Raw genomic sequence first — 14,559 nt, 5'->3', positions numbered from 1 at the left:
GTGGGGATTTTTTTGTTTTACTATGGTAAAAGGTACCCCAGACCGGAAAAACGCGGGTTGGAGGTACCTTGGTTATTTTATAACAGAACTTTATTTTTTCTTCAACGATTCAATATCGGCTTCCATACGAAGCTGGCGGCGATTAAGAATGTCGACGCTATGCTCAAGGGTATTTTGTTCCGCTCGAATCTCTTTATTTGCTTTGTTCTATTCGCCAACCATATGAATCAATTGACCGATCATGCGTTCATTGTGATCGAAGCGGGTATGAACCTTGCGGAATTCGTCGTCTACTTTCTGGAATTTTTCAGTGAACTCGGAGCGCATGCTTTGGATCTCGGATTTCATGTTGGTCATTTCCGAGCGTAAGCTACCGACCTCTGAGCGCAGACCGCCGATTTCGGAGAGAATCAAGGCAAGTTTGGCGAAAACTGTAAGAAAAAGGAGGTCGAACTGTGGAACCGAAGCGGTGTTAAACGGTACTTTTGCTTAGACGATTTCCTGAAAGTTTACGTCACTGCGTTCGTCCAGACTGCACAATGAGTCCAAGTCCGTATCACTAATTCCCAATCACGTCTCCCCACTAGCCCCATACCAAGAGCCCCCCCATAGCACCTCACATACATGCTTTTACATTGCTTCTATCCAATGGCAGAACAATGACGAAGCCGCTTCCCCAACTCAACTGCAAGGTAGACATGCGCGTGAGAAACATGCTATCATTACACTGTTTCCTAGCAAATGTTTTCTATAATTTCATATCATATAGAGCAGGTGCCGATATCCGTTGAAGACGGAATCGGCTTAAAAGGGAAGCCGGTGAAAGTCCGGCACGGTCCCGCCACTGTAAGCGAGGAGTTTTTTCCGTATCGCGAATGCCACTGTTGCCAAGTCGATGGGAAGGCTGCGGAAAAAGCGATGAGACGCAAGTCAGGAGACCTGCCCGCTCTGTTGCGGCTGTTTCATTCGACGACGGCCGCAACGAAGTCACCACAAAACCTACGCGGATAGGGAGGTGTACGGGAGCGGTACAGGACAGGCAGCAAGGCTGGCGATCTGGCGTCACAGCGGCGCTCGTCGCATAAGTCAATGCTGGCTGCACTCGTCTCAGCAACCTAAGCTCGCACAAGCATCTTCCGACAAGGGAGATGCTTTTTTTGTTGCTCTCTCAGTTTCTGGAAAAAGAAATCGGCATGAGTCGCCAGTTCTTTGAATACGTTTATCGCATGGACAGACGGTAGGAGTACAGCAGTTACAGGTTTCGGAAGCCTTGTACTCTGTGAGGAAGCATACTTGACAGGAGGCGGCAATGATGAAGGGAAAATTGTCAGTCATCGGGTTCGGCCCGGGCAGCTTCGATCATATTACGAAACGAGCAAGGGAAGCGATCCAGGAAAGCGACGTCGTGATCGGCTACAACACGTATGTGGATCTGATCCGGGGGCTTTTGAATGAGCAGCAGGTGGTCCGCACCGGGATGACGGAGGAGGTCAGTCGGGCGCAGGAAGCGGTACGTCAAGCCGAAGCGGGAAAAGCGGTGGCGGTCATTTCGAGCGGCGATGCAGGCGTTTACGGGATGGCCGGGCTCATTTACGAAGTGCTGATGGAAAAAGGCTGGCGGCGCGAGGAAGGCGTCGAAGTGGAGGTCATTCCCGGCATCTCGGCGATCAACTCTGTGGCTTCGCTGCTGGGCGCACCGGTCATGCACGACGCGTGCACGATCAGCTTGAGCGACCATTTGACGCCGTGGGAGATCATCATTCGCCGGGTGGAAGCGGCGGCTTCTGCTGATTTCGTGATTGCGCTGTACAACCCGCGCAGCGGCAGACGCACGCGGCAGATCGTCGAGACACAGCGCGTGCTGCTACAGTACCGGTCGCCGGACACGCCGGTCGGGATCGTAAAAAGCGCCTACCGCGAGCGCCAAGACGTAGTTATAACGACGCTTGACAAAATGCTCGAGCACGACATCGGCATGCTGACGACGGTCATCATTGGCAATTCGACGACGGTCGTTTACGACGGGCTGATGATCACGCCGCGCGGATACCAGCGCAAGTATACGCTGGACGCCGACGTGCAGCCGCTCCGGCCGCACGAAAGGCTGCAGACGGAAGCGGAGCCTTGGTCGCTGGAAGCGCAGCAGGGGGAAGCGTCCAAGAGCGTGAACGAGGAAAATAAAGCGTTGGCGGCTGAAGCGCGTTCAGACGGGTCGGGCGAGTCCGTGAAAGGTCCATATGTCGTCGATTCGATGCTCGATCCGCTGGGCGGACCGGCTTACGGGGCGAGGGCAGAAGGTGAGTCGCCGTTGGCCCTTGCGCTGGAAGCGCTGCGGCTTGTCGATGAGCACCGGGGCGTTCCCGAGTCGGCTCAAGGCGAGCGGAGCGGCCTCTTGTTTAAGCAGGAGCAAATCCTGGAATTTGCCGTAAGCCCGGGGCTTGCGGAGAAAAAGCTGACGGCGCAGCAGCTCATGCTGCTTGCGGAAGTCGTCGGCGAGCACGGGACCATGGAATATACGCCGCATCATCAGTTGTTTGTGCGCATTGCGACGTCGGAGCCGGAAAGCGTAACTGGGCGGCTTCGAGCTGCAGGACTTTTGCTCGCTCCAGTCGGCGATGTCGCGCAGATCAAGGCTTGCGATTTTTGCAATATGGATAAGGCCGATTCGGTGCCGTACGCCGAAGAGCTGCACCGTCGTTTGGGAGGCATGCGCGTACCGAAGGAGCTCAAAATCGGCTTCAACGGATGCGGCATGGCCTGCTATGGAGCGGTGAAGGAAGATATTGGGATCGTGTATCGCCGGGAGAAATTCGATTTGTTCCTCGGGGGCAAAACGGTCGGACGCAATGCCCATGTGGCGCAGCCGGTCGCCGAAGGAATCGAGCCGGAGCGTCTGGTCGAAACGATTGAGCGCATTGTAGCGCGTTATGTGGCGGACGGGCATCCTAACGAGCGGTTTCATAAATTTTATAAGCGCGTCAAGGAGCTGGAAGGCTACCGGTATCAGGAGGTGCCGGCGTTTCAGATCGAGAACGCGGTATGCGGGGATTAAAGGCTAACGCGCTCTTTTGAAGCAGCTGCTCAAAAGCAATAAGCAACAATGAAAATGAGGAGGAAGCGCATGAACGCAGTATTGTTTGTTGGCCACGGAAGCCGGGACCCGGAAGGGAATGAGGAGATCCGGGAGTTTGTCCGTTCGGTGGAGGGACGTCTAGGGGAGCCGATCGTGGAGACGTGTTTCCTGGAATTCGAGGCGCCATCGATTTCGAAAGGCATCGCGACATGCGTAGCGAGGGGAGCAACGAGGATCGCGGTGGTGCCAATTACGCTCTTTGCGGCCGGTCATGCGAAGCTGCACATTCCGGCAGCCATCGATGAAGCGAAACTGAAGTATCCGTCGGTGCAGTTTATGTATGGACGTCCAATCGGAGTACACGAACTGGCGCTGGATATTTTGATCTCCAGGCTGACGGAAGCGGGCGTGGACGGCTTGGTGGGGGCGGACGATACGGCGCTTCTGGTCATCGGACGCGGCAGCAGCGATGCGGATGCCAACAGCGATTTGTTCAAAATTTCACGGCTGCTCTGGGAGCGGCTTAAAGTAAAATGGGTGGAGACGGCGTTTATCGGCGTGACGGCGCCGCTAGTGGACGAAGGTATCGAACGCTGTATCCGGCTCGGGGCGAAGCGGGTCGTTCTGCTGCCTTACTTTTTGTTCACCGGCGTGCTGATCAAGCGGATGGAGCAAATGACGGAAGCTTTTGCGGAGAAGTATCCGGACCAGTCGTTTATACTGGCGGAATACTTCGGCTTCCACCCGACGCTGCAAACGATTCTGCTGGAGCGGGCCCAAGAAGCGCTCCAAGGCGAAACGCGGATGAACTGCGATATGTGCCAGTACCGTCTTGAAGCGATGAAGCATATGGACCACCATCACCACCACGATCACGAGCATGGGCACGATCATCACCATCACCATCATCACGACCATGACCACGATCATGACCATGATCATCATCACGACCACGAGCACCATCATGCGCACTCTCATGATCATCAGCATGATCACGCGCACGAACACGATCACGATCACCATCAGCCGGAAAGCGGCGGCGCGAAGCCCGCGGGATCGTCGGAGGCGGCTGCTTCGAAAGAGGTGCTATCATGATCGTCGTACTGGCCGGAACGAGCGATGCCCGGGAGCTTGCGCTGCTCATTCGTGCGGCGGGCTATCCGCTCGTCGCCACTGTCGTGACCGAGAGCGCGGCCAAAAGCCTTGAAGAAGCGGGGCTCGAGGTGCGCATGGGCCGGTTGGACGCACATGGCTTGGCGGATTTGATCCGCAGCCGCAGCGCTCAAGCGGTGGTCGATGCGAGCCATCCGTTCGCGGAGGAAGCGTCCCGCAACGCGATGGCGGCGGCCGAGCAAGCGGGAGTGCCTTACATCCGCTACGAGCGCGAGCGGGGATCGTACGATGGGCACCCGCGGCTATTTTTCGTCGACGCCTACGAAGAAGCGGCCGAACTGGCGGCGCAGAAGCGTGGCGTCGTCATGTTGACGACAGGAAGCAAGACGCTGCAAATTTTTGCCGAGAAGCTGATCGGCCTGCCGGATACGACGCTCGTGGCACGCATGCTGCCGCGCAAGGACAATATGGAGAAATGCGAGCAGCTCGGCCTGGAGCAGAAGAACATTATCGCGATGCAGGGGCCTTTTTCCAAAGAGCTGAACCAGGCGCTGTACAAGCATTACGGTGTCAACGTCATCGTCACAAAGGAAAGCGGCAAGGTCGGCGCGGTAGAGGAAAAGCTGTCGGCGGCGCTCGAAATGGATATCGATATGATCGTTATCGGCCGGCCGCAGCTGGAATATGGCGAAGTATATTCGGATTTTGAAGGCGTCACGAACGCGTTAAACGCATTATTTCAGGAGGTGCGCGATTAATGGATTTTCGTACGGAATTTAAACCGCTTACCGTTCAACCGCAGGAAATCGAAGAAAAAAGCTTCGAAATGATCACGGAGGAGCTTGGCGAGCATGACTACACGGAAGAGCAGTTCAAGGTCGTGCAGCGCGTCATTCACGCGTCGGCGGATTTCGAGCTCGGACGCAGCCTGGTGTTCCATCCCGATGCGATCCGCGCCGGAATCGAAGCGATCCGCAGCGGCAAGCCGGTGGTGGCGGACGTGCAGATGGTGCAGGTCGGCATCAGCAAACCGCGGCTGGCCAAATACGGCGGCGACGTGCGGGTATACATTTCGGACGCGGATGTGATGGAGGAAGCGAAGCGGCTGAACACGACCCGGGCGATCATTTCCATACGGAAAGCGGCGCGGGAAGCGGACGGCGCGATTTATGCGATCGGCAATGCGCCGACGGCGCTGCTGGAGCTGATCCGTCTCGTTAAGGAAGGGGAAGCGCGTCCGGGACTGATCGTCGGCGTACCGGTCGGCTTCGTATCGGCGGCCGAGTCCAAGGAAGAGCTGCTGAAGCTGGACGTGCCGTTTATTACGAATATCGGGCGGAAGGGCGGCAGCCCGGTCGCAGTGGCGACCGTTAACGCGCTGTCGCTGCTCGCCGAACGGCAGGGATAACGCGATGGCGGACGGCGGGGAAAAGGAAACGAAGCCGCTCCGGCATGGCTATACGACGGGGGCGTGCGCGACGGCGGCGGCTCAAGCGGCGCTCGAGGCGCTGATTGTCCAGGAGTCCCAGACGCAGGCGACCATTCGCCTGCCGATCGGGCAGGACGTGACGTTCGAAATCGTCGCCTGCGCGTATGCGTCCGATTGGGCGTCCGCCGAGGTGATCAAAGACGGCGGCGACGATCCGGATGCCACGCACGGCGCGCGGATCATCAGCGAGGTGTTCTGGCGCGAAGCGCCGGGGATCGAGATCGACGGCGGCGTCGGAGTCGGCCGGGTGACAAAGCCGGGGCTGCCCGTCGAGGTCGGACAGGCGGCGATCAATCCGGTGCCGCGGAAAATGATCCGCGAAGCCGTCGAAGCGGTGTTGAACCGCTATGAGCTGCATCGCGGCGTGCGCGTGGTCGTCTCCGTGCCGGACGGCGAGGAGATTGCGAAGAAGACGCTTAACGCCCGGCTTGGCATCCTCGGCGGCATTTCGATTTTGGGGACGCGCGGCATTGTGGTGCCGTTCTCGACAGCCGCGTACAAAGCGAGCGTGGCACAGGCGATCCGTGTGGCGGTCAAGGGCGGCTGCAGCCACGTGGTGCTGTCGACCGGCGGGCGCAGCGAGAAGTTCGGCATGGAGCTGTATCCGGAGCTGCCGGAGGAAGCGTTTGTCGAAATGGGCGATTTCGTCGGCTTTGCGATTCAACAATGCGCACGGCAGGGCATCAGCAAAATTACCCTTGTCGGTATGATGGGTAAGTTTTCCAAGGTGGCGCAGGGCGTCATGATGGTTCATTCGAAGAGCGCTTCGGTCGACTTCGGATTTCTGGCGCACATGGCGGAGGAAGCGGGAGCGCCGGAGGCAGTCATCAAGGAAGTTTTGGAAGCGAATACGGCGGCGCAGGTCGGTGATCAGATGCAGGCGCTGGGCTGTACCGCATTTTTCGACGTGATGTCCGGCCACTGCTGCCGGGAATCGCTGCGGGAAGCGGGTGCGCTTGGACCTGAAGCGAAACTGCGGACGCCGCTGGAAGTCGAAACGGTGATCATTTCGATGAAGGGCGCGCTGTTGGGGCGCAAAAGCATGACGAACGAGTTTTAACGGTCTGCTTGCATAGAGGACTACGATCGGCCGGACTTGGACTCCGGCGGGCAGGTGGGCGAGAAGGAAAGGGGTACACGCATGGGAGAGAAAATCGCAGTGATCGGGATTGGCGACGACGGAGCGGCAGGCTTGCCGCAGGCGTATCTCGACCGGATTCGGCAAGCCGAGCTATTGATCGGCGGGGAGCGGCAGCTTCATTTTTTTGCTGATTCGGGCGCTGAAAAGGTTGTGCTCAAAAGCGGGCTGTCCGAGCTGACGGAGCGCCTGAGGTCGGAAACCCGGAACGCGGTGGTGCTGGCTTCGGGCGATCCGTTGTTTTACGGGATCGGAGGCTATTTGGCCGGAAAGCTGCCCGGGCGGGTGGAGGTTTACCCGCAAGTGAGCTCACTGCAGCTTGCTTTTGCGCGGATTGGCGAGAGCTGGCAGGACGCTATAGTCGTCAGCGCACACGGACGCAGCATGCAAGGCTTGGCGCAGCGGATCGACGGCGCGAAGAAGGTGGCGCTGCTCACGGACGAGCACAATACGCCGGGGGCGATTGCGCGCTATTTGCTGAACTACGGCATGACCGAATACGACGCATTCGTCGGTGAGAACCTCGGCGGACCTGCCGAGCGGACAGGCTGGTTCGGGCTGCAGGAGCTGGCGGATACGGCGCAGACGCACTTTTCGCCGCTCAATGTCGTCGTGCTGCGGATGCGCAAAGACGCCGAGCCGCCGCGCTGGGCGCTCGGCATCGAGGATGGAGAGTTCGCGCAGCGGAAGCCGGACAAAGGGCTCATCACGAAAAAGGAAGTCCGCGTGCTCAGCCTGGCGGCCCTGCAGTTGAAGCGGAACAGCGTCGTTTGGGATATCGGCACCTGCACGGGCTCCGTCGCAATCGAAGCGGCGAAAATATGCCGTGAAGGCGCGGTGTACGCCATCGAGAAGAACGAGGGCGACCTGGATAATTTTCATGAGAACGCCCGCAAATTCCGTACGGACATTACCGCTCTGCACGGCAAAGCGCCGCAAGGGCTGGAGCAGTTTCCCGATCCCGACGCGGTCTTTATCGGCGGCAGCGGCGGCGAGCTGCGCGAGCTGCTCTCCGTATGCTGTGCCCGGCTGAAGCCGGAAGGACGGATCGTGCTGAACGCGGTGACGATCGAGAATTTGTCCGCCGCGGCGCAAGCTTTTGCCGCGGAAGGGTTCGTGACGGATATTACGCTGACTCAGGTGAGCCGCAGCAAGCCGATTTTGGACATGACGCGGTTTGAAAGCTTGAATCCGGTATACATCATTGCAGCGCGGAAGCGTACGGAAAAAGGAGAGGACGGAACGGATGAGTAAACTGGGCACGTTGTACGGATTGGGCGTAGGGCCCGGGGACCCTGAGCTGATTACGGTGAAGGCGTTTCGTCTGCTGAAGGAGTCGCCGGTCATCGCCTACCCCCGCAAAAAATCCGGGGCCAAGAGCTACGCTTTGGCGATTACGGAGCTGTACGTCGATACCCGGGAGAAGGAAATGGTCGGCCTGACCTTCCCGATGACGAAGGACCGCGAAGCGCTGGAGAAGCAGTGGAACAAGACGGTCGACACGGTATGGGGCTATCTCAGCCAAGGGAAGAACGTCGCGTTCGTCACGGAAGGCGATCCGATGCTGTACAGCACGTACATTCACCTGATGCGGCTCATGAAGGAGCGACATCCCGAGGTGGAAGCCGTATCCATACCTGGGATCTCGTCCGTGCTTGCAGCCGCATCGAGGCTCGGTCTGCCGCTCGCGGACGGAGACGAGCAGGTGGCCGTCGTGCCGGCGACCGACGATTACGATGCGATGCGCCGGGCGATTGAAACGCACGACTGCGTCGTGTTCATCAAGGTAGCGAAGGTCATCGACCTGATGCTGACCGTGCTGCGCGATCTGGGGCTGGTCGAAAAGGCGGCCGTCTTGACCAAGGTGACCTCTGCGGAGGAGTTGATCTGGCGCAACATCGAGGAGTTGGCCGGACGGGAGCTGGAATATTTGACGCTGATGGTGGTGAGAAAATAGATGAAAATATATATTATTGGAGCGGGTCCCGGCGACCCGGATTTGATCACCGTCAAAGGACTCCGCATTCTGCAGGAAGCGGACGTCGTGCTGTATACGGATTCGCTCGTCAATGAAGAGCTGATTGCCCGGGCGAAGCCGGAGGCGGAGGTGCTGCAAAGCGCGGGCATGAGCCTGGAGGACATGGTCGCGGTCATGACCGATCGCGTCAAAGCGGGCAAGCTCGTCGCCCGGGTGCATACCGGCGATCCGGCCGTGTTCGGGGCGATTATGGAGCAAAAGGCGCTGCTCGCCAAAGAAGGCATCTCCTGCGAGATCATCCCGGGCGTCAGCTCGGTGTTTGCGTCCGCAGCCGCGGTCGGCGCGGAGCTGACGATCCCGGATCTAACGCAGACGCTAATTTTGACGCGGGCCGAGGGACGCACCCCGGTGCCGGACCGCGAGCAGTTGAAGGAGCTGGCGTCGCATCACTGTACGATCGCACTGTTCCTCAGCGCAACGCTGACCAAAAAAGTCGTGCGCGAGCTGACCGAAGCCGGATGGAGCCTAGATACGCCGGTAGCGGTCGTGCAGCGGGCGACGTGGCCGGATCAATTGATCGTCCGCACGACGCTGGAGAAGCTGGACGAGGATATGCGGACGAACGGCATCCGCTCGCATGCGATGATTTTGGCCGGGTGGGCGCTTGACCCGAATATCCACGAGAAGGACGAATACCGTTCCAAGCTGTACGATAAAACGTTCACTCACGGCTACCGCAAAGGAGTGAAGGAATGATGAGCGCGAAGGGCGGAGACGGAGAGCGAAACGGGATGGTGACGGTATCGACCGCAGCTTCGAAAGGAGCGGTAAGCAACGCACCCGGAGCCGCGGCAGACGGGGCTCAGCCCATTGTTCTGCAAGAAGGCGTAATCCCCACGGTCCGCGTGAACGGCGATTACGCCGTCGTCGCCATTACGAAGCACGGCGTGGAGCTGGCGCGCCGTTTGCAGAGTACCTTTTCCCATGCGGACGTGTATTACATGTCCAAATTCGCGCGAGGCGACGAGGCGGCCAAAGGCATCCAATTGTTCGAGGGCAGCGTGCGGCTGCTGTTTCCCGCGCTGTTCCCGGCGTACAAGGGCATCATTTGCATCATCTCGCTGGGCGCGGTAGTCCGGATGATCGCGCCGCTGCTGGAGGACAAAAAGAAAGACCCAGGCATCGTCGTCATCGACGATAAAGGGGAGCACGTCATCAGCGTGCTGTCCGGCCATCTCGGCGGGGCGAACGAGCTGACGCGCGAGGTGGCGGCGGCGCTGGGCGCAAGACCCGTGCTGACGACCGCGTCGGACGTCCAGAAGACGATCGCCGTCGACCTGTTCGGCCGCCGCTTCGGCTGGACATGGGAGTCGGCCGACAAGCTGACGCCGGTCAGCGCGTCCGTCGTCAACGAAGAGCGCGTCGCGGTCGTTCAGGAGTCCGGCGAGCCGGACTGGTGGCTGTACGACACGCCGCTGCCGCAGACGATCCGGGTGTACGGCGACGTGCGGAGCGCACTGGCGGACGAGCCGCAGGCGGCGCTGGTCGTCACACACCGGCTGCTTGAGGCCGACGAGGATGCGATCCTCGCCAACGGCGTACTGTACCGGCCGAAGGTGATTGCGCTCGGCATCGGCTGCAACCGTGGAACGTCTGCGGAGGAGATCGAAGCGGTGATCCGCGAGACGCTCGAAGAGCTGCGCTTCTCGATCCGCAGCGTCAAGGCGGTCTGCACGATCGATCTGAAGAAAGACGAGGAAGGGCTCCTTGCCGTCTGCGCCAAATACGGATGGCCTCTCGAGTGCTACACGCCGGGCGAATTGAACGAGATGTCGATGGAAGAGCCGTCGGATACGGTGTTCAAGTTTACCGGCGCTTACGGAGTCAGCGAGCCCGCGGCCAAACGGTACACCGGCTCGGACCGGCTCGTGCTGACCAAAAAGAAAAGCGGCAACGTAACGATTTCCGTCGGCCTCCTGACGTTTGGGAAGTAAGCTCACGCACACGACTGCTGTATAGAAGTAAAAACGGAAATCTCAGCTTTGCAGCGGAAAGGAGCGATGAACCTCATGAGCGAATCTAGAGCGCACCGAAGCCTCGTCGTCGCCGGAACGGGAAGCGGGGCGGGCAAAACGACCGTCACCCTCGGACTCATGGCGGCGCTCCGCCGCCGGGGAATGACGGTGCAGGGCTTCAAATGCGGCCCGGATTATATCGATCCAACCTATCATAAGGCGGTGACGGGCAGACCGTCCCGCAATTTGGACAGCTGGATGCTGACCCCGGACACGGTGAAGGAAATTTACGCCCGGGCTTCCCGGGATGCGGATATTTCGATCATCGAAGGCGTGATGGGATTTTACGATGGCAAAGACCCTTTGTCCAATACGGGAAGTACGGCGGAAATCAGCCTGCTGCTCGATTGTCCCGTCCTGCTCGTCGTCAACTGCCAGAGCATGGCCCGCAGCGCTGCGGCCATCGTGAAAGGCTTCCAGTGCCTTGAGCCGCGCGCCCGCATCGCCGCCGTATTCGCCAACAAGGTCGGCAGCGACGGGCATTACCGGATCGTAAAGGAAGCGATCGAGCAGGAATGCGGTATTCCCGTTATCGGATACATGAAGCGGGAGGACTCGCTTTCCGTCCCGGAACGGCATCTGGGGCTGGTGCCATCCATCGAGCGCGGGGAGCTCGGCGGCTTGTTCGAAGCGCTGGCCGACCGGATTGATCAGACGGTCGATATGGATCGGCTGCTGGAGCTTGCGCAAGCGTCTGAGCCTCCGGTCGTCCCGGAGCCGCGCTTGTTCGCCGAGCCGTCCCGCCGTTACCGCGTACGGATGGCGGTTGCCCGGGACGCCGCATTTCATTTTTATTACCCGGAAAATTTGGAGCTGCTGGAGCTGTATGGGGCGGAGCTCGTCTATTTCTCGCCACTGGCGGGCGAACCGCTGCCAGAAAACGTACAGGGTTTGTATATCGGCGGCGGGTTCCCCGAGGAGTTTGCCGAGCGGCTAAGCGCCCAGGCGCAGGTCATAGACTCGATCCGCAGCGCTGTGGAGCGCGGACTTCCGACGCTGGCCGAATGCGGCGGCTTTATGTATTTGACCGGAGCGATCGGAGATACGCAGGGGAGAAGCTACCCGATGCTGGGCCTCGTCCCGGGTCAAGTGACGATGCAGACCAAGCTGGCGGCGCTCGGACTGCGGGAGGTCACAGGGGCGGAAGGCAACTTTTTGCTGCCTGCGGGGGAGACGGCCCGCGGGCACGAATTCCATTACTCCGTCTACGAGCCGAAGTCGGAACTGCCTCATGCTTACGAGACGAAGGGATTGCGCGGCGTGAAAAAAGACGGCTGCCTGCTCCATCGGACGGTGGCCGGCTACACGCATTTGCATTTTGCTTCGAACCCCGGCATCGTGGCACGCTGGCTGGAATGCTGCGAAGCGTACGGCCAGTAGAATGTGAAAAGAGGGCTAATCGGCGGTCGGTCGAACGATGCGTCGATTGGCCCTTTTTGGCATTATTGCTTCAAAATGGCTAAATCGTCCATTGATCATGAACAATGCCGACCAAATACCAAGCCTCAGCATGCTGTTGGAAAACGAGCCTCAAGCTGCTCCAGCCCATTTCGTTATGGTCCGCATCGCGGCTGAAATGGGTCTCGACAAAAATCGAATTCGGATACGCCTCGCGAATGTTAATAACCGAGTTACCTTGCTTCACGAGCACGTTGTATCCGATTTTTTCCGGCTTCGCATAGTCCCGGTCGTACACGAAACGCTTGTAATAATCTTGAAACGTCAGCTGGATCGGAGCGCCGCTGCCGTCATACGTTCCCCAGGTATACACGGTTTTGTCTTGAGGGAGCCCCGGAAGCTGCTCGCTCTTAAAAACCAGGTCGTGCTCCACATCGATCGTAGCATAGGGAGAGAAACGGACGCCTTTTTCCGGATGGATGTACCGCTGCAGTTGCTTCATATCTTGATGCTTGAGTGCTGTAATGACGGATTCTGCTTGCTTGGCAATGACCTTCCGCGCCTCGTCCGGCGATAACGTTCCGGTACCTTCTTTATCCAGCGTGTCAATGGATACGGGCTGTGAAGAGGAACCCGGTTGCAGGTAGGATACGACCGGGGCGAGAAGCAGGGTCAGCCCCAATAAAACCGCTTGAACAAGCACGAAACTTCACCTCTATTTCTCATGGGAAATTGGACTAGCTGATGTTTGCTGCGACCCGTATAGTTATGTATATTATATACCCGCAATACGATCTGATAAAAATGGCCTCGCCGCGTTTCTCCTGCGATAGAGGAATTCGAACCGGAACTAACGATTTCCGGAGCGAAACAGCGTCTCGCCGACAAATCCGCCTTCTCCCGCACCGGGCGGACAAGCGAATACGGCGCTGGACACATGCGAAGTGAATTTATTGAGCGCATCCAGCTTCGCAAGCAGGGATAGCATAGGTATGAACTGCTGCTTGACGCTCCGCTGAAAGCTGATAAAAAAGAGGCCGGCATCCCACTCGCCTGTCCCACCATCGATCCCTTCGACGTAGTTATAAGCCCGACGAAGCATTTTCGTTCCCGCGCTGCGGGCCAGCCACACATGCGAGCTCGCCGGAAATTGGCTCAGCGGAGCGGGGGCGAATTCGTTCTTTTTGCCAAAAGGAGCTCCGCTCTCCTTCAGCCGGCCGAAGGTAATCTCCTGCTCGGCCAGCGTGGCCCGGTCCCACGGCTCCAGAAACATGCGAATTTTGCGCGCGACCAAATAAGTGCCGTTCGCCATCCAGGCGGGCGCGTCGGACGATGATACCCAGACGTGCTGCGATCTCGCCGCATCCGAATCAAGCTCGCGGTTGGCTGTGCCGTCCTTGAATCCAAAAAGATTTCTCGGCGTCTGCCCGTCAGGCGCTCCGATGTAGCCGTTCTGGACCCACCGGATGGCCGCGGTTCCCTTGGAGGCTTTGGCCAAGTTGCGGATCGCATGGAAAGCGACGCCCGGATCGTCCGCGCATGCTTGCACCCCGATATCTCCGCCGCACCATTGCGGGTTGAACTGGTCGCCGGGCATGGGCGGAATATCGGATAGCTCGGCCGGCTGCTCGGAGGCGAGGCCGAAGCGGTCTTTGCCGTCGCTCCGGAACAACGTAGGTCCGAACCCGAACGTGAGAGTCAGATTTGAGGGGGAAAGCCCCTTCGTTTCTCCGGTATCCGCCGGTGGTGCCGTCACGTTTCCACCTTCACTCAAAGGCTTCCCGGCTGTCATGAGAGCGCTGGCCGCAGACCATTCTTGCAATAATTTCAATAATTCCCCGGCATCCTGATGTAAAATATCGAATGCGGCGAAGCATACGTACGGCTGCTGAGGAGTGGCGATTCCGGCCTGCTGCGAACCGTAAAAAGGGATCGCGTCACTTGCCCCTTCTTGAGGCTTCGTCGCTGACATGCCGGAGCCCGGGCCCGGATCGGCGTGCTTAAGAGACATTAAGGTTGCCATCCCGCTCATGCCCAGCACAACGCCGGTTCCGGCAATGGCAGTCAGCTTGAGCATCTCGCGGCGGCTGATCGATTCACTTTCCTTTTCTGGCCGCTCCTCTCTGGCATCATTCTTTTCTTCCTCTGGCGTACTGTCCATCATTACTAAATCCCCCTTGTTTTTGCTTCAAAGTCCGGTGAGTCGGTACTATTTCGGTACAACATGGCATCAACCGGATGCAGGAAACTGGCTACTGAAAAACGCGGCTTTTTCCGCGCTAACCGACATTATGG

At 58.8% G+C, this 14,559-nt stretch carries 13 protein-coding genes and 1 riboswitch; of the genes, 11 read left to right on the top strand and 2 right to left on the bottom strand.

What is annotated here, in order from left to right; all coding sequences use genetic code 11:
• The first annotated feature begins 57 nt into the window (after positions 1–57).
• The 11 genes from PEL01S_RS27955 (at position 58) to PEL01S_RS27905 (ending at position 12,246) form a co-directional block, all read left to right on the top strand.
• A complete protein-coding gene (locus tag PEL01S_RS27955) occupies positions 58–369 on the top strand; it encodes a hypothetical protein (protein ID WP_127462591.1) in 312 nt (103 codons plus the stop codon).
• A gap of 386 nt (positions 370–755) precedes the next feature.
• Positions 756–961: riboswitch (cobalamin riboswitch) on the top strand.
• A 351-nt stretch (positions 962–1,312) separates the two neighbouring features.
• A complete protein-coding gene (cobJ, locus tag PEL01S_RS27950) occupies positions 1,313–3,052 on the top strand; it encodes a precorrin-3B C(17)-methyltransferase (protein WP_127462590.1) in 1,740 nt (579 codons plus the stop codon).
• A 69-nt stretch (positions 3,053–3,121) separates the two neighbouring features.
• Positions 3,122–4,168, top strand: a complete 1,047-nt coding sequence (locus PEL01S_RS27945; protein ID WP_127462589.1) for a sirohydrochlorin chelatase — start codon at positions 3,122–3,124, stop codon at positions 4,166–4,168.
• Positions 4,165–4,944, top strand: a complete 780-nt coding sequence (gene cobK / locus PEL01S_RS27940; RefSeq protein WP_127462588.1) for a precorrin-6A reductase — start codon at positions 4,165–4,167, stop codon at positions 4,942–4,944. The genes PEL01S_RS27945 and cobK overlap by 4 nt, the downstream gene beginning before the upstream one ends.
• Positions 4,944–5,594 carry a precorrin-8X methylmutase gene (locus tag PEL01S_RS27935; RefSeq protein WP_108534438.1) on the top strand — a complete coding sequence of 217 codons (651 nt, stop codon included), beginning with the start codon at positions 4,944–4,946 and terminating at the stop codon, positions 5,592–5,594. The genes cobK and PEL01S_RS27935 overlap by 1 nt, the downstream gene beginning before the upstream one ends.
• Before the next feature lie 4 nt (positions 5,595–5,598).
• Positions 5,599–6,735 (top strand): cobalt-precorrin-5B (C(1))-methyltransferase, encoded by a 1,137-nt coding sequence (locus tag PEL01S_RS27930; RefSeq protein ID WP_127462587.1) that lies wholly within the window; start codon positions 5,599–5,601, stop codon positions 6,733–6,735.
• Positions 6,736–6,816: 81 nt separating this feature from the next.
• Entirely contained in the window at positions 6,817–8,067 is a 1,251-nt protein-coding gene (gene cbiE / locus PEL01S_RS27925) for a precorrin-6y C5,15-methyltransferase (decarboxylating) subunit CbiE (RefSeq protein WP_164824329.1), read from the top strand.
• On the top strand, positions 8,060–8,770 hold the full coding sequence (cobI, locus tag PEL01S_RS27920; RefSeq protein WP_127462586.1) for a precorrin-2 C(20)-methyltransferase: 711 nt from the start codon (positions 8,060–8,062) through the stop codon (positions 8,768–8,770). Before cbiE ends, cobI begins: the two co-directional genes overlap by 8 nt.
• On the top strand, positions 8,771–9,547 hold the full coding sequence (gene cobM, locus PEL01S_RS27915) for a precorrin-4 C(11)-methyltransferase (RefSeq protein ID WP_036687652.1): 777 nt from the start codon (positions 8,771–8,773) through the stop codon (positions 9,545–9,547).
• A gap of 35 nt (positions 9,548–9,582) precedes the next feature.
• Entirely contained in the window at positions 9,583–10,785 is a 1,203-nt protein-coding gene (locus PEL01S_RS27910) for a cobalt-precorrin 5A hydrolase (RefSeq protein ID WP_239551395.1), read from the top strand.
• A gap of 75 nt (positions 10,786–10,860) precedes the next feature.
• Positions 10,861–12,246: a cobyrinic acid a,c-diamide synthase CobB gene (locus PEL01S_RS27905; protein ID WP_063183631.1), complete on the top strand. Its 1,386-nt coding sequence runs from the start codon at positions 10,861–10,863 to the stop codon at positions 12,244–12,246.
• Positions 12,247–12,325: 79 nt separating this feature from the next.
• On the opposite strand, the gene PEL01S_RS27900 is transcribed toward PEL01S_RS27905, so the two are convergent.
• A complete protein-coding gene (locus PEL01S_RS27900) occupies positions 12,326–12,967 on the bottom strand; it encodes a hypothetical protein (protein WP_063183629.1) in 642 nt (213 codons plus the stop codon).
• A 147-nt stretch (positions 12,968–13,114) separates the two neighbouring features.
• The gene (efeB, locus tag PEL01S_RS27895) at positions 13,115–14,428 is read right to left on the bottom strand and encodes an iron uptake transporter deferrochelatase/peroxidase subunit (protein WP_063183627.1); all 1,314 of its coding nucleotides are present in this window, start codon (positions 14,426–14,428) and stop codon (positions 13,115–13,117) included.
• Positions 14,429–14,559 lie beyond the last annotated feature (131 nt).

The sequence above is a fragment of the Paenibacillus elgii NBRC 100335 genome (assembly GCF_004000865.1).
Lineage (GTDB): Bacteria > Bacillota > Bacilli > Paenibacillales > NBRC-103111 > Paenibacillus_G > Paenibacillus_G elgii.
This window is presented reverse-complemented; position numbering and strand designations above follow the sequence as displayed.